Source organism: Agrobacterium sp. CNPSo 3708 (genome assembly GCF_028674915.1).
Classification (GTDB): domain Bacteria; phylum Pseudomonadota; class Alphaproteobacteria; order Rhizobiales; family Rhizobiaceae; genus Agrobacterium; species Agrobacterium cavarae.
This window is the reverse complement of record NZ_JAQZSF010000001.1, coordinates 541,437-560,144: the sequence shown is the minus strand read 5'-3', so window position 1 is coordinate 560,144 and position 18,708 is coordinate 541,437. Positions and strand designations below refer to the sequence as shown.

Annotated in this window: 15 protein-coding genes; 8 read left to right on the top strand and 7 right to left on the bottom strand. The window is 59.2% G+C overall.

Annotated features, from left to right (window positions below):
- Positions 1–168 precede the first annotated feature (168 nt).
- From PVA19_RS02610 to PVA19_RS02600, 3 genes are all read right to left on the bottom strand, one after another.
- On the bottom strand, positions 169–891 hold the full coding sequence (locus PVA19_RS02610) for a DUF1868 domain-containing protein (RefSeq protein WP_274101047.1): 723 nt from the start codon (positions 889–891) through the stop codon (positions 169–171).
- 153 nt (positions 892–1,044) lie between these two features.
- Positions 1,045–4,038: a DNA polymerase I gene (gene polA, locus PVA19_RS02605; RefSeq protein WP_274101090.1), complete on the bottom strand. Its 2,994-nt coding sequence runs from the start codon at positions 4,036–4,038 to the stop codon at positions 1,045–1,047.
- Between the two features lie 176 nt (positions 4,039–4,214).
- Complete coding sequence (locus tag PVA19_RS02600; protein WP_274101046.1) at positions 4,215–4,649, bottom strand: hypothetical protein; 435 nt, start codon at positions 4,647–4,649, stop codon at positions 4,215–4,217.
- A 164-nt stretch (positions 4,650–4,813) separates the two neighbouring features.
- Here PVA19_RS02600 and PVA19_RS02595 point away from each other — a divergent pair, with 164 nt between their 5' ends.
- Together PVA19_RS02595 and PVA19_RS02590 are read left to right on the top strand one after the other, a co-directional pair.
- Positions 4,814–5,248 carry a MarR family winged helix-turn-helix transcriptional regulator gene (locus tag PVA19_RS02595; protein ID WP_274101045.1) on the top strand — a complete coding sequence of 145 codons (435 nt, stop codon included), beginning with the start codon at positions 4,814–4,816 and terminating at the stop codon, positions 5,246–5,248.
- A gap of 183 nt (positions 5,249–5,431) precedes the next feature.
- Positions 5,432–6,823 (top strand): M20/M25/M40 family metallo-hydrolase, encoded by a 1,392-nt coding sequence (locus tag PVA19_RS02590; RefSeq protein WP_274101044.1) that lies wholly within the window; start codon positions 5,432–5,434, stop codon positions 6,821–6,823.
- 527 nt (positions 6,824–7,350) lie between these two features.
- On the opposite strand, the gene PVA19_RS02585 is transcribed toward PVA19_RS02590, so the two are convergent.
- Entirely contained in the window at positions 7,351–7,560 is a 210-nt protein-coding gene (locus PVA19_RS02585; RefSeq protein WP_027674583.1) for a cold-shock protein, read from the bottom strand.
- Between the two features lie 564 nt (positions 7,561–8,124).
- On the opposite strand from PVA19_RS02585, the gene PVA19_RS02580 reads away from it, so the two are divergent.
- The 3 genes from PVA19_RS02580 (at position 8,125) to PVA19_RS02570 (ending at position 12,452) form a co-directional block, all read left to right on the top strand.
- Positions 8,125–8,583, top strand: a complete 459-nt coding sequence (locus tag PVA19_RS02580) for a YbaK/EbsC family protein (RefSeq protein ID WP_274101043.1) — start codon at positions 8,125–8,127, stop codon at positions 8,581–8,583.
- A gap of 140 nt (positions 8,584–8,723) precedes the next feature.
- Entirely contained in the window at positions 8,724–11,039 is a 2,316-nt protein-coding gene (locus PVA19_RS02575; RefSeq protein WP_274101042.1) for a transglycosylase domain-containing protein, read from the top strand.
- A 309-nt stretch (positions 11,040–11,348) separates the two neighbouring features.
- Positions 11,349–12,452 carry a glycoside hydrolase family 25 protein gene (locus PVA19_RS02570; protein WP_062443233.1) on the top strand — a complete coding sequence of 368 codons (1,104 nt, stop codon included), beginning with the start codon at positions 11,349–11,351 and terminating at the stop codon, positions 12,450–12,452.
- Positions 12,453–12,461: 9 nt separating this feature from the next.
- Here the strand turns inward: PVA19_RS02570 and PVA19_RS02565 are convergent, their stop codons facing one another.
- Positions 12,462–13,325 carry a DMT family transporter gene (locus tag PVA19_RS02565; protein ID WP_274101041.1) on the bottom strand — a complete coding sequence of 288 codons (864 nt, stop codon included), beginning with the start codon at positions 13,323–13,325 and terminating at the stop codon, positions 12,462–12,464.
- A gap of 102 nt (positions 13,326–13,427) precedes the next feature.
- Here PVA19_RS02565 and PVA19_RS02560 point away from each other — a divergent pair, with 102 nt between their 5' ends.
- Both PVA19_RS02560 and PVA19_RS02555 read left to right on the top strand, forming a co-directional pair.
- A complete protein-coding gene (locus tag PVA19_RS02560) occupies positions 13,428–14,840 on the top strand; it encodes an aminotransferase-like domain-containing protein (protein ID WP_274101040.1) in 1,413 nt (470 codons plus the stop codon).
- Positions 14,841–14,917: 77 nt separating this feature from the next.
- Positions 14,918–15,247: a hypothetical protein gene (locus PVA19_RS02555; protein ID WP_062443225.1), complete on the top strand. Its 330-nt coding sequence runs from the start codon at positions 14,918–14,920 to the stop codon at positions 15,245–15,247.
- 57 nt (positions 15,248–15,304) lie between these two features.
- Here the strand turns inward: PVA19_RS02555 and PVA19_RS02550 are convergent, their stop codons facing one another.
- Complete coding sequence (locus PVA19_RS02550) at positions 15,305–15,763, bottom strand: Rrf2 family transcriptional regulator (RefSeq protein WP_274101039.1); 459 nt, start codon at positions 15,761–15,763, stop codon at positions 15,305–15,307.
- Between the two features lie 124 nt (positions 15,764–15,887).
- On the opposite strand from PVA19_RS02550, the gene PVA19_RS02545 reads away from it, so the two are divergent.
- Positions 15,888–16,787 carry an NAD(P)/FAD-dependent oxidoreductase gene (locus tag PVA19_RS02545; RefSeq protein WP_274101038.1) on the top strand — a complete coding sequence of 300 codons (900 nt, stop codon included), beginning with the start codon at positions 15,888–15,890 and terminating at the stop codon, positions 16,785–16,787.
- Between the two features lie 61 nt (positions 16,788–16,848).
- Here the strand turns inward: PVA19_RS02545 and lepA are convergent, their stop codons facing one another.
- Positions 16,849–18,687: a translation elongation factor 4 gene (gene lepA / locus PVA19_RS02540; RefSeq protein ID WP_062427323.1), complete on the bottom strand. Its 1,839-nt coding sequence runs from the start codon at positions 18,685–18,687 to the stop codon at positions 16,849–16,851.
- Positions 18,688–18,708: the final 21 nt, after the last annotated feature.

Below are 18,708 nucleotides of genomic sequence, written 5' to 3'. Positions count from 1 at the left end.
GGCGAAACACGGGAACCGGCCAGAACCATAGGCCGAATGTCGCATGTCTCGATATCGGAAATTTGGCGCGCTTATACATGTCCTGCGGGGCTTTGACCAGCCCCGACGCACATTTTTTCGCGAGATACCGACGCAATCGAAAATCGGCATCCGTCCGACCCATCCATATCAGATGGGATCGAAGACAAGCAACTCCTCAAAGTGGTTCATGTCGGCAAATGCACAGAAGGCTGGCGGGCGCATTTCGATGACCGGCGCTGACGCACGCAATTCTTCAAGGCAGTCATCCAGCATCGCCTGCCAGCGTGGCAGGCACTCCGGCTCGAACCAGCGGCGGGCATAGGCAAATGTAATGTGGAATTCGTAGGTCTCGTGATCGGGATGACGATAGCCGAAGGCCTCGGCAAAGGCGTCGCGCCATGCGGCGATGATCCTGTCGTCCACCTCTGTTACCCCTTTCAGGATCAGGCCGAGCGGCGTGACGGATGTTGCCTGCATGTTGAAGGCTGGCAGCTTCGGAAATTCTGCGAGGCGCTCAAGGTAGAAGTCCGTCATCGCGTCGATCGCGCTGTCTTCCGGCATCTCCTTCGGCCAGTACGGCCAGGCGCGGCGATGCTCGATGATGCCCTGAAACACCGTCATGTGCAGGCTGGAGACGGGTGTGAAGGCGAGGTGGGTCGAAGCCTCGGGCATGTCGAGAAGCCGCTGACGGGCGGCAATGACCGCCTGTTGAGACGGCGAACCCTCGACCAGATGGCAGACGACCGTGTTGCCCGGCTCAGGCAGAAAGTCTCCCTCGGGAGAATAGCGCGTTCCCAGATGCCGGGGCGGTGCGGTGTGATGGGTGGTCGAGAAGGCGGAAAGTTGTGGCGAAACGAACGGGGCGTGCATGGGAGGGCTCCTTGATAGAAGCCTTCCCCTACGCCTCATGGGCGACAGGCACATGACATTCGAAATGTTACAGTATCGGCCCGAAAATCGGACCCGATTTTCGGTTCAAAAAGTTAGAGCGGCCTTCCTGTGTCCAATAGGACGCACGGCGCTTTAGTGCGCCTCGTCCCAGTTGCTGGCGGCCCGGGCATCCACTTGGAGCGGCACCCTCATGTCGATGGCCGGCATGGCGGCGTTTTCCATGATGGAGACGACCACAGGCAGCGTCTTTTCGATTTCGCTGTCTTCGACCTCGAAGATCAGTTCGTCATGCACCTGAAGCAGCATGCGGGCGGAGAGTTTCGCCTGCTCTAGTGCCGGTTCCATGCGGATCATCGCCCGGCGGATAATATCGGCCGCAGACCCCTGGATCGGCGCATTGATCGCTGCGCGCTCGTTGAATGCCCTTACCGACGGGTTGGACGACTTGATTTCCGGGTAGTGAATGCGGCGGCCGAAGATGGTCTCGACATAGCCATGCTCGCGGGCATAGGCCTTCGTGTTTTCCATATAGTCGCGAATGCCGGGGAAGCGCTCGAAGTATTTCTTGATATACTCACCCGCTTCAGAGCGGCCGATGCTGAGCTGATTGGCAAGACCGAAAGACGAAATGCCGTAGATGATGCCGAAATTGATCGCCTTGGCGCGGCGACGCACTTCCGATGGCATGCCTTCCACCGGCACACCGAACATCTCCGATGCTGTCATCGCATGAATATCGATGCCGTTCTCGAAGGCATTTCTCAACTGCGGGATATCGGCGACATGCGCCAGCACACGCAATTCGATCTGACTGTAGTCGGCCGAAAGAAGCTTGTTGCCGGGCGTGGAAATGAAGGCGGTCCTGATCTTGCGCCCTTCCATCGTGCGCACCGGAATGTTCTGAAGGTTCGGTTCCGACGAGGAAAGGCGACCAGTCGTGGTCGATGCCAGCGAATAGGAGGTGTGGACGCGCTTGGTATCCGCATGGATATAGCCGGGCAGCGCATCCGTATAGGTGGATTTCAGCTTGGTCAGCTGGCGCCAGTCAACGATCTTGCGCGGCAGTTCCATGCCTTCGGCAGCAAGGTCTTCCAAGACGGAGGCGGAGGTCGACCACTGTCCGGTCTTCGTCTTGGAACCGCCGGGCAGCCCCATTTTGCCAAACAGGATATCGCCCAGCTGCTTTGGCGAGCCGATATTGAATTTCTCGCCCGCCAGTTCGTAGATCTCGTCCTCGAAGGCGGCAGCCTTCTGCGCCAGCTCGCCGGAAAGCCGCGACAGGATTTGCCGGTCGACGGATATGCCGCGCTCCTCCATATGGGCCAGCACCGGCACCAGTGGTCGTTCCAGTCGCTCATAGACGGTGGTCAGACGGTCGGCGACGAGGCGGGGTTTCATCACCATCCACAGGCGCAGCGTCACATCGGCATCTTCGGCAGCGTAAGCGGTGGCCTTATCGATATCGACAAAGTCGAAGGTGACGCCCGACTTTCCGGAGCCTGCAACATCCTTGTAGGCGATCGGCTTGTGGCCAAGCCAGCGCTCGGAAAGCGCATCCATGCCATGCGCGCCTTTGCCGGCTTCCAGCACGTAGGAAAGCAGCATCGTGTCGTCATAGCTCTGCATGACGATGCCGAGGCGCTTGGCCAGCAGATAATCATATTTGAGGTTCTGTGCGACCTTGAGGACAGCAGGGTCTTCGAGAAGGTCTTTCAGCCGCGAAAGCGCAAGATCGAAGGGAATTTGGTCCGGCGCCAGCTTGATGCCGTCGCTGAAGAGATCGCCACCCGACCCCGTCTTATGGGTGAGCGGTACGTAGGCGGCGATGATGTCCGAGCCGCTGGCATTCTTGCTGTTATCGGCAATCGCAAGCGAAAAGCCGACAAGCTCCGCCGTCATCGGGTCGAGCGAGGTTGTCTCGGTATCGAAGGCGACGACGCCGGTCTCGCGCGCCATGGCGACCCAGCGATCCAGCTCCTCGATCGAGCGGATTGTCTGGTAGGTGGTCGTATCGATCTTGGCGGCGGCAAAGATCGTCTCGCGCGCGGAGGCAAGCTCCTGCGGCGTGTCGCCTTCCGTCTTGGACAGCACGGCTCCAACATCCGCCACCGAGGCTTCACCAAGCGCAACGGATGGAGCATCGCTGCCCGTATCGGTGCCGGCATCGAGATCTGGTCCGTGGGCTTCTGCCCCGCGCTCGACCGGAACATGAGCGGCTTCGATGGCAGACGCATCCGCACCGGTCGCCTCTGCGACGCGGCGTGTGAGCGTCGTAAATTCCATCGCTTTCAGGAAGGCAATCAGCTTCGGTCCGTCTTGGACTTCAAGTGTCAGCGCATCCAGCGCAAGCTCCAGCGGCACATCGGTGCGGAGCGACACGAGCTGGCGGGAGAGGCGCGCCAATTCCGCATTGGCAATGATGTTTTCCCGGCGCTTCTGCTGCTTGATTTCGCCTGCGCGCTCCAAGAGCGTATCGAGGTTGCCATATTCTTCCAGCAGCTGCGCCGCCGTCTTCGGACCGATACCGGGAATGCCCGGGATATTGTCGGTGGAATCGCCGGTCATCGCCTGCAGGTCGATCATCTTTTCCGGCGGTACCCCCCATTTTTCGATGACGTCCGGCACGCCGATCTGCTTGTCCTTCATCGCGTCGTACATATGCACATTGGGCGTGACGAGCTGCATCAGGTCCTTGTCGGAGGAGATGATGGTGACATCCGCACCGATTGCTTCCGCCTGGCGGGCATAGGTGGCGATGATGTCGTCGGCCTCGAAGCCTTCGGTCTCGATGCAGGGCAGGTTGAAGGCGCGGGTGGCGTGGCGGATCAGACCGAATTGCGGAACGAGATCTTCCGGCGGCGCCGAGCGATTGGCCTTGTAGAGGTCGTACAACTCGTTGCGGAAGGTCTTGGACGAATAGTCGAAGATCACCGCGAAATGCGTTGGCGTCACCCCCACATCGGTGTTGCGCGCATCCTTCAACAGCTTCCACAGCATGTTGCAGAAGCCGGACACGGCATTGACCGGCAATCCATCGGATTTGCGGTTGAGCGGAGGGATGGCATGGAAGGCGCGGAAAATGAAACCGGAGCCGTCCACGAGGAAGAGATGATCGCCTTTTTTCATGGGAAGCATGGATAGCGCGACACGGCAGAAAGGTCTATCGTTGCCCTCAAGTACCCAGCAAGTTTCTTCCATAGTCTCGCGAGGTTCTTCATGCGCACGATGCCGACCTCAACAGCGTGGCTCGTTTCGATCACCCCGATGGCAGGTGTGCCCGCAACGTCCTGGTACCTCGGCGATCAGGCTGCGGTGACCGTGGCAAAGTAGCCATCGTTCCCCTCTACCTTCTTGCGACAAAAGGGCTTCGGGCGCACTTCCAGGATAGCTCCCTGGAGGACGCGGATTTCAAGGCGGTTGCGAGATTTCAGTTCTCGGATGCAGCACTGCTCGCCGCCTTTGTCGTCATCGTCGCGGCGCATGCCGACAGCGCTGCGGGCCGCATGGTGATGGATTTTGTTTGGATCGCGGCGCTGACAGGCGGAACGCTGACAGTGGCAATCTGGCTTCGACAGAAGCGTCAAAATGACGCCCAGTAATCTCACCGGAACGTTACCGATTTGTAATTCGATGTTCCCTTGAAAAGCCGCATTTGCGGCCTCATTTCTTAGAGGACGGCGACTGATCACGCCGTAGTCTGATAGCTGGCTCGTCCCCCGCCGCGTCAGACCGGACAAAGGCCTTTCCCCCTCTCCGGGCCTTTGTCCCTCAATATGCCGCCATGACCGTCCCCTCCCGGTCATGGCGGTTTTCTTTTGCGCAAATGGTTCTACCCGCATGCCTCGCGAAAGCATGACCGTCTACATCGCACGATATGTAAATGATCCGGACGATGTGCCCGATGGGATTTTCTCGACAGGACTCTGCAGCCTATCTCGCGGCGCAACTGGCCAAGGGTTTTTCCCAGGCTCTGCTGAAGCGTGCCGGTGGCCTCGGCTTCTCGCCCGGCCAATTTCCTGTCCTGCTGGAACTCTGGCAGGAGGACGGGCTGACGCAGCGCCAATTGCTGGACAGGGTCGACATCGAACAGGCGACACTTGCCAACACGCTGGCGCGCATGGCGCGTGACGGGCTGATTAAGCGCCAACCTCACCCGACAGATCGCCGTTCGCAGATCATCACATTGACGGAAAAAGGTGCCGCGCTTGAAGAGGCCGCCATTGCTGCATCGAAAGAAACGGAAGAGGCGCTTCTCAAGGATCTGTTGAAGTTCGAGCGGCAATTGCTGCTGGAATATATGAGCCGCGCCATCAGCGTGGCTAAATCGGAAAAGTAAGTTTTCCGGCTCGAAACCGTCTCGTATTTGCTCTATCGTCCTGCCATCTGGCGCATTGGCGCGATGACCATTGCTGTCGTCGTCACGCCTTTGCGGAGATTTAAAGAGGTGGAACCCGCCTTGCTCAGTGAAATGATGACTGGCGCTCCACACGTGACAGGCCAGACATGACAGGATCATGCAATGACAGATATTTCCCCGGTTCTCTCGGCGGTTGACGACAATCTTCCCTCCAGCCTTGAGAGACTTTTTGAACTCGTCCGCATCAAGTCCATCTCCACCGATCCAGCCTATAAGGCGGAATGCCGCAAGGCCGCCGAGTGGCTGGTGCGCGATCTGACGAGCATCGGTTTCGACGCGTCGATCCGTGATACCGCCGGTCACCCCATGGTCGTCGCGCATCATGATGGCGCAACCGCCGACGCGCCGCATGTGCTGTTTTACGGCCATTACGACGTTCAGCCTGTCGATCCGATCGATCTGTGGCAGGACGATCCCTTCGATGCCAAGCTGAAAGATATCGGCGAGGGTCGACAGGTGATTTCGGGCCGTGGAACGTCGGATGACAAGGGCCAGTTGATGACCTTCGTCGAGGCGTGCCGGGCCTATAAGCAGGTCAGCGGATCGCTGCCGATCCGCGTCACCATCCTCTTCGAAGGCGAAGAGGAATCCGGTTCGCCGTCGCTCAAGCCATTCCTGGACGCAAACTCGAGTGAGTTGAAAGCCGATTACGCTCTGGTCTGCGACACCAGCATGTGGGATCACGAGACGCCCGCGATTGCCGCGGCACTGCGCGGCCTCGTCGGTGAGGAAATCGTCATCACCGCTGCCGATCGCGATCTGCATTCCGGCCTCTTCGGTGGTGCTGCCGCAAACCCGATCCATATTCTGACCGATATTCTCGCCGGTCTGCATGATGAGACGGGACGCGTGACCTTGCCCGGCTTCTACGATGGCGTTGAGGAAACACCCGCCAACATCAAGGCATCCTGGGACAACCTCGGCCGAACAGCCGAATCCTTCCTCGGTGAAGTCGGGCTGTCCATTCCAGCAGGTGAGAAGGGACGCTCCGTCCTCGAACTGACCTGGGCGCGCCCGACGGCGGAAGTCAACGGCATCACCGGCGGTTATACAGGCGAGGGCTTCAAGACCGTCATCGCTGCCAAAGCCTCTGCAAAGGTCTCCTTCCGCCTCGTCGGCCGCCAGGACCCGGCTGCGATCCGCGAAAGCTTCCGCGCCTATGTGCGCTCGAAGATCCCGGCGGATTGCTCGGTCGAGTTCCACGAGCACGGCGGCTCACCGGCCATCCATCTGTCGTATGATTCGCCGGCCTTGACCAAGGCAAAGTCGGCGCTCTCGGATGAATGGGCAAAGCCTGCTGTCGTCATCGGCATGGGCGGGTCGATCCCGATTGTCGGCGACTTCCAGAAGATGCTTGGCATGGATTCGCTGATGATTGGCTTCGGCCTCACCGACGACCGCATTCACTCGCCCAATGAGAAGTACGAGTTGAAGTCCTTCCACAAGGGCACGCGCTCTTGGGTGCGGGTTCTGTCGGCCTTGAGTGCGAAGTAATCGAGGTTGGGAAAAGGCGGTGCCGCGCGTTAGCGGCACTGCTCCACGGGAAACTAAGCCCAAAAAACAAAAAGGCCGGGCAAGCCCGACCTTTCATTTCCGTTTGTGCGATCAGTGCCAGTACATCCGTGGTCAAAGTGCAAAACGGTATGTGTCTCAGCACGGCGCCAGCTTTTTGGCTGTCGCTCATGTCTTCCCTTTCATCATTGCGCGCCTAGGTTAATTTTTCATTAACGAGGGTACAACGCGGCGGCTCATCAAAGCCTCATCGGGAACTGCTGTAACACTGATGAACCCTATATCGGTGCGCATCATGTCTTTTACAAGGCCAGCCCGAGATTAATTGTAACGGGCATTACAGCATCGGCCTGAAAATCGGACTCGATTTTCGGAAAGCACGATGCGTAAGTCAAAGAAGATAGAGCGCCGTGCGTCCAGTAGGACGAGGGGCGCTCTAAAAATAAAAAGCCGGAACGCGAGGTCCCGGCTTTTCAACTGACAGGCTGGACGAACCAGCCAAATCGTAATTAGGCAGCAACGATGCTGTCGGCAGACATCTTGCCAGAACGACGGTCCTGAACGAGTTCGTAGGAGATCTTCTGACCGTCCTTGAGACCGCTCATGCCAGCGCGCTCGACTGCAGAGATGTGTACGAACACGTCCTGTGCGCCGTCATCAGGCTGAATGAAGCCGTAGCCCTTGGTTGCGTTGAACCACTTAACTGTACCAGTAGCCATAACGAGTTCCTTCCGTTGGCATATTACTTTTGCGCTGAGAATCAGCGCGGTGTTGGTCGAATTTGAAGGAAAGAAAGATCGTCTGTGCGTCTTTGGAACGCCGAAGCTCTGGTCGTCAAACAAATATCGATGCGAGAGAAGTAGGGCGAGGAAGCAAATAAGTCAAGTTTCCCTCAAGCATGGTTTTGCGACAAATCTCACGGACGATTTTCAGTAGAGCCGTTCGCAGCACTCTGAATGCGCAAGGACAAAATCGCGCTCTTCAAGACGAAATTCCGGCGCGTCGAATGATGGTCTGCGTGCGGGAGGTCGCCGTTCAGGCAATAAAAAACCCGGCGCGGGAGGAGGTGCGCCGGGTTTTTAAAACTGACTGACAACTGGGAGGAGGAGTGCTGTCAGTCCAATCGGGCGACGCTGGGAGGAGGAGTGCGTCGCTTCGATGCTTGTAAGATACAGGAGTTCCCGTTCGAAAACAGACATATCATTGCAGCGCAGCATTGCGTAAAATGCATAGCTAGGGCCAGTCCCATTGCCTTCAGCATCAAGTGCGCCTAAAGATTGCGCATGAGCCTTCGTTCCGTCCAAGATTTTTTCGCCACCCATGCCCCAGAGATCAAGGTGCTGGAGACCGAGACCAGTTCCGCAACAGTGGCGCTGGCAGCCGAAGCGCATGGCGTCGATCCCGATCGGATTGCCAAGACCATTTGCCTCAAGGCGGGCGATAACATTCTGCTGGTAGTGACGGCCGGTATGAAGCGGCTCGACAATCGCAAATTCAGGGATCGATTTGCTGCAAAGCCGCGCATGCTGGGCGCCGAAGAGGTGGTTAAGGTGACGAGCCATCCCGTTGGTGGTGTCTGCCCTTTCGGCCTGCCATCCGATCTACCGGTCTATTGCGATGTGTCGCTCAAAAATTACGCCGAGGTCGTTCCTGCAGCGGGTGCCATCAATGCCGCGGTGCGCATCTCGCCCGAGCGCCTGGTGCAATTGACAAAGGCCGAATGGGTCGACGTCTGCCAATAAGCGGGGGCGCGGTGACGCCAATGTGAGGGGCTCTGCGCCTTAACGCCACCTTAAATCGCCGCATTTAAGCTTCAACGGGACATGTGTTGAATGACAGCATGTCCGTCGCGGCATCATGATCACGGAGCAGTTTCTGACAGATGGCAGGTAGTGGAAAATCACGCCAGAGAGTTGAACCTTCTTTTGGGGATTTTCACGATTCCGGCGACGACCTGCGTCTTGATGCCAGTGATCGCGTTGCCGGCACCAATGGTGGTGGCCGGAAGTCTGGTCCCTCCGATGCACCGCCGTCGAAAAAGCGCGGAAGCAAGCCTTCGAAATCGAAATCAAGACGTGAGACGCGCGAGCGCGGCGGCATTACCGGCTTTTTCCGCAGGATTTTCTACTGGTGCATCGTGCTTGGTATCTGGGGCGGCATCGCGGTGGCTGGCGTCGTCATCTATTATGGCGCACGCATGCCGAGCGCCAGCACGTGGGCCATTCCTGAACGCCCGCCGAACCTGAAGATCGTCGCCGTCGACGGCACGGTTCTGGCCAATAGAGGCACCACGGGCGGCGAGGCTTTGTCGCTTGAGGACATGTCGCCCTATATCCCGCAGGCCGTGATTGCCATCGAGGATCGGCGTTTCTACTCCCATTTCGGCGTCGATCCGTTGGGCCTCGGGCGCGCTGTGGTCACCAATCTTCTGCATGGCCGCACGGTTCAGGGCGGCTCGACCCTGACGCAGCAATTGGCCAAGAACCTGTTCCTCTCTCCGGAGCAGACGCTGGAGCGCAAGATTCAGGAAGCGCTGCTCGCCATCTGGCTGGAGCAGAAATACACCAAGGACCAGATCCTCGCGATGTATCTGAACCGCGTCTATTTCGGTTCGAACGCCTATGGCGTCGAGGCCGCCTCGCGCCGATACTTCAACAAGTCGGCACGTGACGTGAACCTTGGTGAAGCCGCGATGCTGGCAGGGCTCCTGAAGGCGCCGTCGCGCCTGTCTCCTGCGCGTGACCCGCAAGCAGCTGAAGAGCGTGCGCAGGTGGTGCTGCAGTCTATGCGCGATGTCGGCTTCATCTCGGAAGACGAAATCAAGACCGCCATGTCTCAGCCGCCCACCAAGGCGAAGCGCTTCTGGTCGGGTGCGGAGCACTACGCGGCCGACATGGTCATGGATGAGGTCAAAAGTCTGATCGGCGACGTGAAGCAGGATCTGACGATCGACACCACGATCGACCTCAATCTTGAGAAGGATGCCGAGAAGGCGCTCAACGACGTGCTGAAGAGCGAAGGCAAGAAGCTCGGAGCGTCGCAGGCCGCGCTCGTATCGATGGACGGCTCGGGTGCGGTCCGCGCCGTCGTCGGCGGTGCCGACTATGCCGAAAGCCAGTTCAACCGCGCCACCAAGGCCAAGCGCCAGCCAGGCTCCGCCTTCAAGCCCTTCGTTTATATTGCCGCTCTCGAATCCGGCCTGACACCCAACTCGGTGCGCAACGATGCGCCGGTCCGGATCGGCAACTGGACGCCGGAAAATTACGATCAGAAATATCGCGGCGAAGTGACGCTTGCCACCGCGATCGCCAATTCGCTGAACACGATTGCCGCCCAACTCGTCATGGAGGTCGGTCCCAACAAGGTCACGCAGGTGGCGCACCGGATGGGCATCGAATCCGACCTTCAGGCCAATGCCTCGATTGCGCTCGGCACGTCCGAAGTGTCGTTGCTGGAGCTGACCTCTGCCTACGCGCCGATGATGAATGGCGGTTTCAAGGCAACGCCGCATATCGTCAAGCGCATCACCGATGCCGACGGCAAGGTTCTATACGAGAATAAATACGACAACCCACCCCGCGTTCTGGATGAGGGCATCGCCGCGACGATGAACGGCATGCTGACCGGCGTCATCAATGAGGGCACCGGCAAGGCTGCGCGTCTCAAAGGTTGGCAGGCGGCGGGCAAATCCGGCACGACGCAGTCTTTCCGGGATGCGCTTTTCGTCGGCTACACCAGCCAGCTGACCACCGGTGTCTGGTTCGGCAATGATGACGGCACGTCGATGAAAAAGGTGACGGGCGGCGGCTTGCCGGCCAAGGCCTGGAAGGAATTCATGACAGCGGCGCACAGTGGCCTGTCGCCATCACCGCTCTTTGGGCTTGGGGCCTATGGCGGGCAGGAAATCGGCCAACCCATGGCGCAAAGCCCCCAGGCTCCAGCGACGATCGGCGATATCATCTCCAATGCGCTGGGCGGCGGCTCTGCCCCAACGCCGACGGATTATCCGCCCGCACCCGTGGGTGCGGAGCAAACCGCAGGCACGGTGCCGGCACCACCGTCGGAGTATCCGCAGCAAGCCTATCCGCCTCAGCAATCAGGTGGACCGGTACCGCCTGCGGATATCGGCGGAGGCGCACCACCGCGACAGAACGGGCCAAAGCAGACGACGCTTCTTGATATCCTGATGGGCAACTGACCCAGCGGAACCGGCTGTTCATCCGTTAAAGCATGGTCCACGCAAAAGCGTGCATCGGTTTTGTGACAACGACATGCTGTGGAACAAGTGCCCAAAGCGTATGAGCGCATCTGAAAGATCGCGAAACACTTTAGATGACGGACTTTTCACGCAGAGTTGAGGCATGCCGCTTTTTACCTGCATAAGGTCCGTCCTGTCGTAAAGATTGGATTCAGTCTTTTTTGATAATTTCCCGTTAGTCATACCTTTTGGTTATCAGGACCGGCGGCAGTTGCGCACGTCCCGATTTTGTTTTGCGTACGGGTTCTCATGCGTCGATCGACAGTGCCAGCTTTTGTTCTCGCCTGCCTATCTCTTACGGGCTGTACCTCCAATTCCGGGCCGGACGCCCTGGTGGCGGGTCTGCCTTCGAAGGAGGTGACGAATTCCGTTACGCCTTCCGCCCCGGTTCCGCAGGCCAGCGTGGGACAGACCGATCAGAGAGTGGCTCTCAACACCAAGCAGCATCAGGAAGTCCTGGCATGGGGCGGACCGATGCCGGCGGGCTCGCCCGCTTTCGCGGCCGTTGACAAGCAGATGTCGACGCAGCAGCGGCCAGAGCCGATCATAGCACCTCCCGTCGTTCCCCAGGCCCGCGTCAATCTTCCTCAGGACAGACCGGTCCAACTGGCTATGGCTGGCAGTGTTGCCATGAGTGCGGGATCGTCCGCGCGCTCGCGCGTGTTTCGCCCGGCGTTTTCCGACGCCAAGCCGATCAATTTCGGCAGGGTTCAGCCGAAACATTTTGAAGTTCACGGCGTCGATGTCTCGCGCTGGCAGGCCAATATCGACTGGGAGCGTTTGAGAACGCGCGGCGCCAACTTCGCCTTCATCAAGGCAACCGATGGCGGTGACCATCTGGACCCGATGTTCCGGACGAACTGGGAGCGCGCAAAGGCGGCGGGTGTTCGCCGCGGCGCTTATCACTTCTTCTATTGGTGCCGTCCGGCAAGCCATCAGGCGGACTGGTTCATTCGCAACGTGCCGAGAGATCCCGACGCGCTGCCGCCGGTGATCGACGTCGAATATAACGGCGAATCCTCCTGCAAGATGCGGCTTTCCCGCGCCCAGGTGCTGGAAAAGATGCAGGTCTTCATGGACAGGCTCGAGCGCCATTACGGCAAGCGCCCGATCATCTATACCGCACCGGATTTCTACAAGGATCACCTGTCCGGTGAGCTGCGCGACTACCCCTTCTGGCTGCGTGCAGTGGCCCAGCATCCATCGCGCGTCTACCCGGACCGCAAGTGGCTGTTCTGGCAATATTCCGGTTCCGGACTTTCGCATGGCGTCGAAGGCAAGATCGATCTCAATGTCTTTAACGGCAGAGAAGAAGACTGGCACCGCTGGATCGGTCGCGGCGGCAACGGTTGATCCTCCTGTCTATTTCGCAAACTTCCGCGCGCCCGCCACGCAGGCGACCACGCCGAGCGTGACTGCCAGCATGGCGAGACTGACGGGCTCGCCGAGCAATGTGGCAGCCAGCAACAGACCGAAAAACGGTTGCAGCAGTTGGAGTTGACCGACGGCGGCAATGCCGCCGAGCGCCAACCCGCGATACCAGAAGATGAAACCGATCAGCATGCTGAAAAGCGAGACGTAAGCCAATCCGCCCCAGGCCGGTGCGGTAATGCCGCTCCATGTGGAGGGCATGGAAAAAAGCGCCAGCGGCAACATGACCGGCAATGAAATGACCAGCGCCCAGGAAATCACCTGCCAGCCGCCAAGGCGGCGCGAAAGCGCGGCACCTTCCGCATAACCCAAGCCACAAACAAGAACCGCTGCAACCATCAGCAGGTCGCCGGTCAGATTTCCCGCGCCATTGAGGCTTACAGCAAAGCCCGCCACGAGCAGGCTGCCAAGGCAGGAGAACAGCCAGAAGGCCAGGCGGGGCCGCTCGCCGCCACGCAGCACCGCAAAGATCGCGGTGGCGAGGGGAAGAAGGCCGATAAATACAATCGAGTGAGCGGACGTGACGTGCTTCAGCGCAAGCGCGGTTAAAAGCGGAAAGCCGACGACAACGCCAAGCGAAACGATTGCGAGCGATACCAGGTCGTTTCGCGCCGGCCTTGCCTGGCGAAAAGCAAGAAGAAGTGCCGCCCCCAGCAGCCCGGCGATACTGGCGCGAGCGAGTGTCAGGAAGAGGGGATCGAAACCCGTCACCGCAAGGCGTGTGGCCGGCAGCGACCCGCTAAAAATCAATACTCCGATGAAGCCGCTCAACCAGCCGCTCGACACCTTGTTCATGTCGTCACTCCTTTTTGAGCTCTATGTCGCGAAATCCCTGGCGCCGCCAGAAACAGTCACATACAGTTCGGCAAAACTGTTATGGTTGGATGAGCAGGACAGATGGATCTGGCGCCAAGGCGAGTGGAGAGTGCATCGCCCCGCATCGATGCGGTGATGGGGGAAATCCGTCGTCGCATCGCCGCGCGTCTATTGACGCCGGGTGCGAAACTTCCCTCCGTCAGAGCGCTGGCAAAAGCGCTGACGGTCTCCACTTCCACCGTGGTGGAAGCCTATGAGAGGCTGGTGGCCGAGGGGGCAATCCGCTCACGTCCGGGGTCTGGGTTTTATGTGGCCAGTCAGCTGGCGCCGCTTTCGCTTGCGGAGATCGGGCCGAAGCTCGACAGACAGGTCGATCCCTTCTGGGTATCAAGGCTGGCACTGGAAGGCGGACAGGGTTTTGCCATGCCCGGCTGCGGATGGCTGCCGCCCTCATGGATGCCGGAAGAGGCGTTGCGCAAGGCGCTCCGCACGCTCTCGCGCGCCAATGCCGACGTTCTGACGGATTACGGGACGCCGCTCGGGCTGCTGCCGCTTCGCCAGCTTCTGGCGCGGCGGATGGCCGAATCCGGTCTGGTGGTCGGGGCCGATCAAATCCTGCTGGTGGATTCCGGAACGCAGGCGATCGACATGATCTGCCGCTTCCTGTTGGAGCCCGGCCAGACCGTGTTGGTCGACGACCCCTGCTACTTCAATTTCCATGCCTTGCTGCGCGCCCACCGGGTCAAGGTGATCGGGGTGCCCTACACGGCAGACGGGCCGGATGTCGCGCTTTTCGAGCGCGCATTGGAAGAGCATCGTCCAAGGCTCTACATCACCAATTCGGCGATCCACAACCCGACCGGCGCCGTTCTCTCACCCGTCAACGCCCACCGCCTGCTGATGCTGTCGGAGCGTGCGGGCCTCACGATTATCGAAGACGATATTTTTGCCGATTTCGAGATCACCAAAGCGCCGAGGCTTGCCGCCTTCGATGCGCTGAACCGCGTCATCCAGATCGGAAGCTTCTCAAAGGCTCTCTCGGCCTCGGCCCGATGCGGCTACATCGTCACCCGTAAGGAATGGCTGGACCCGCTGGTCGACATGAAGATCGCCTCCAATTTCGCCGGAAGCCAGATGTCCGAGGCTCTGGTGCTGGAAGTCCTGAAAGACGGAAGCTACCGGCGGCATATGGAAGCGTTGAAGGCAAGGCTTTCAAAAGCAAGAGCGAGCCTGATCCCGACATTGCGACAGCTGGGCATCGAGCCTTGGATAGAGCCGCAGGCGGGCCTATTCCTCTGGTGTCGGCTTCCTTTAGGGGTCGATGCTGCCGACGTGGCGCGCCACGCGCTTGCCGAGAATATGGTTCTTGCACCCGGCAATGTATTCAGTCAGTCGGACACCGCTTCAAGCTTCATCCGCTTTAACGTGTCGCAGTGCGATCACCCGCAATTCGGTGATATTCTCGAGAGAGCTATCAAGCTGGCGAGGCGCTGACAGTTACGTTTTTTGGCATTTTAGGAACCATTCACGCAGACGTGCATTTTCTTCGCATTGGAAGAGGAGAAAACACCATGACTTTTGATCCAAATCTGCCCCGCGACCCGAACCTTCGTCCGGACCGCCCTGAACTGCGCACAACGCCCGAAACCCATCGCAAGTCCGCTGGCTGGGCACCGTGGGCAGCCATTATCGTCGTTCTGCTCGTCGGCGGTTTCATCTGGATGCAGATGAGCAGCCCGTCCACCACAGACCCGACCACGACGTCGTCCACGACGCCGCCAGCTGTCAGCGATCAGGCTCCGGCCCCGGCACCGATGACGCCAACGGCTCCGGCTACACCGCCAGTGAATGGCGCTGCTCCGGCTTCGCCGAACACCAACGGCACGTCGACACAGCCGTAATCGTCACTGATTTGACTTAAGAGAGCCGCTTGCCGAAAGGCAGGCGGCTTTTCTTTGTTAAAAGCCCTCCATCGCCGATGGCTTGTGACCCGACTGAGCCCATCGGTTGAAGGATTCGCGGGCGAGATCGGCAAGCGTGATATTGCCAAAACGTGTAAGCAGGAGCGCTTGCGCTTCTGTCATGGCATCCGCCAGTGCGACGTTGACCGACTGTTCTATGATGCAGGCCGGATTGTCCCCCGAGAGGCCGATCGAAAACATATCGGGGTTACCGAGCGCCTTGTGGATATCGAGAAGCGTGATCTCCGCGAGCGGTCGCGCCAGAACCCAGCCGCCGCCATGGCCTTTTTCCGACGTGACATAGCCAGCATCGCGTAAGCCCGCCATGGTGCGCCGGACGACCACCGGGTTGGTCTGCAACATGGCAGCGATTGCGTCGGATGTCGCTGGTTTCTCATGCTTTTCCATATGGATCAGCACATGCAGCACTCTGGACAGGCGGGTATCTTGTCTCATCGGATCTCCATCTCAAACCGTACCACGACGATAGAAACGTAACAATCAGAGTTACATGATATTGACTTACAATTTCACGTAACAATATAAGTTACGAAATTGGTTTTGAGAGGGAGTCCATGCCATGATCTATGATGTCATCATTATCGGAGGAAGTTATGCGGGCCTTTCCGCAGCTCTCCAGCTTGGGCGCGCCCGCCGCCGCGTTCTCGTCGTCGATGCGGGCAACCGCCGCAACCGCTTTGCCAGCCACTCGCATGGCTTTCTCGGACAGGATGGAAAAGCGCCCGGGGAGATCATTGCCGAGGCTCGTCACCAGATTGAGGCCTATGAGACGATCGACTGGATCGATGGTCTCGCAACACATGTCAGCGGAGCCTTCGATGCCTTCGATGCCTTCGAGGTCAAGATTGATGGAGGAGAGCGCAAGACGGGCCGAAGGCTCGTCATCGCCGCAGGTGTCACGGACGATTTGCCACCGATCCCGGGTCTCAGCGAACGTTGGGGGAAAAGCGTGTTTCATTGCCCCTATTGCCATGGTTACGAGCTGAACCAGGGTCGGATCGGCGTGATCGCTGCATCCGCGCTCGCCATTCATCATGGATTGATGCTGCCCGATTGGGGGACGACGACCCTCTTCACCAATGGCGCCTTCGTGCCGGATCAGGAGCAGCGTGCCCAACTGGCCGCGCGCGGCACAGAGGTGGAAGAGGGTTCGATCCAGGAGATCGGCGGTACGGCGGATGTTGTTCTCACTGATGGACGAAGGCTTGCAATGGACGGGCTTTTCACTCAACCGACGCTCCGGATCTCGGCACCCTGGATCGCGCCACTGGGTTGCTCGCTGGAGGAAACGCCGATGGGCACGACCATCCGAACCGATGCGATGAAGCAGACAACGAAGCGCGGCGTCTTTGCCTGTGGCGATATCGCTCGTCCAGCCGGTTCGGTCGCACTTGCCGTGGGAGACGGGGCAATGGCTGGCACTGCGGCACATCGTTCGCTGATGTTTCCCGATCTATAGCGATCAATGAAACAAAAAATCCCGACCATAAGCCGGGATTTTAAACAGAATCGATGAGAGCTTATTCGTCATTCATCTTCAGCGCGGCAATGAAGGCTTCCTGAGGAATCTCAACCTTGCCGAACTGGCGCATGCGCTTCTTGCCTTCCTTCTGCTTGTCCAGCAGCTTGCGCTTGCGGGTGGCGTCGCCGCCGTAGCACTTGGCCGTCACGTCCTTGCGCAGAGCGCGCACGGTTTCACGCGCGATGACCTTGCCGCCGATGGCGGCCTGGATCGGGATCTGGAACATGTGCGGCGGGATGAGCTCCTTCAGCTTTTCGCACATGCCGCGCCCGCGACGGTCCGCTGCCGAGCGGTGAACCAGCATGGAAAGCGCATCGACCGGATCACCATTGACGAGGATCGACATCTTCACGAGATCGCCCTCGCGGTAATCGATGATGTTGTAGTCGAAGGAGGCATAGCCCTTGGAGATCGACTTCAGGCGGTCGTAAAAGTCGAACACCACTTCGTTGAGCGGCAGCTCATAGGTGATCATGGCGCGGTTGCCGACATAGGTCAGCTCCGTCTGGATGCCGCGACGGTCCTGGCAAAGCTTCAGAATGCCACCGAGATATTCATCCGGCGTCATGATCGTCGCCTTGATCCAGGGCTCGCGAATATCTTTGATCTTCACCACATCCGGCATGTCCGCCGGGTTGTGAAGTTCCTTCTCCGTGCCGTCCGTCAGGGTCATCTCGTAGACGACCGAAGGGGCAGTGGCGACGAGGTCGAGATTGAACTCGCGCTCAAGACGCTCCTGAATGATTTCCAGATGCAGAAGGCCAAGGAAGCCGCAACGGAAGCCGAAGCCGAGGGCTGCGGAGCTTTCCATTTCGAAAGAGAAGGATGCGTCGTTCAGGCGAAGCTTGCCGACGGCGGCGCGCAGATCTTCGAAGTCTGCCGCATCGACCGGGAAGAGACCGCAGAACACCACCGGCTGAGCCGGCTTGAAACCGGGCAGGGCCTTTTCCGTCGGACGCTTGTCATCGGTAATCGTGTCACCGACGCGCGTGTCGGCCACTTCCTTGATCGAGGCGGTGATGAAGCCGATTTCTCCAGGTCCGAGGCTATCCACGGTAAGCATCTTCGGCGTCAGAACGCCGACGCGCTCGATCGTATACTTGGCACCCGAGCCCATCATGCGGATCTGCTGGCCCTTGGTCAGCACGCCATCGATGATGCGCACCAGAACCATGACGCCGAGATAGGTGTCGTACCAGCTATCGACGAGCAGCGCCTTAAGCGCACCCTTCTCACCGGCTTCGCTCTTAGGCGCGGGCAGCTTATGGACAATGGCTTCCAGAACGTCGGGAATGCCAAGGCCGGTCTTGGCCGAAATCATCACGGCTTCGGAGGCATCGATGCCGATGACTTCCTCGATCTGTTCCTTGATGCGATCCGGCTCTGCAGCAGGCAGATCGATCTTGTTGAGCACCGTGACGATCTCGTGATTGTTGTCGATCGCCTGATAGACGTTGGCAAGCGTCTGCGCTTCCACACCCTGCGAGGCATCCACCACCAGAAGCGAGCCTTCGCAGGCCGATAGCGACCGCGATACTTCATAGGCGAAGTCGACATGGCCGGGCGTGTCGATGAGGTTCAGTACATAGATTTCGCCGTTATTCGCCTTGTAATGCAGGCGCACGGTCTGGGCCTTGATGGTGATGCCGCGCTCACGCTCGATATCCATATTGTCCAGCACCTGCTCGGACATATCGCGCTCGGCAAGACCGCCGGTCGACTGGATCAACCGGTCGGCAAGGGTGGATTTGCCATGGTCGATATGGGCGACGATGGAGAAGTTGCGGATATGGTCGAGGGGCGTACGGGTCGAATTGGTGCTCATGCCCCGCGCTATAGAGGGTTTCGCGGGCAAATG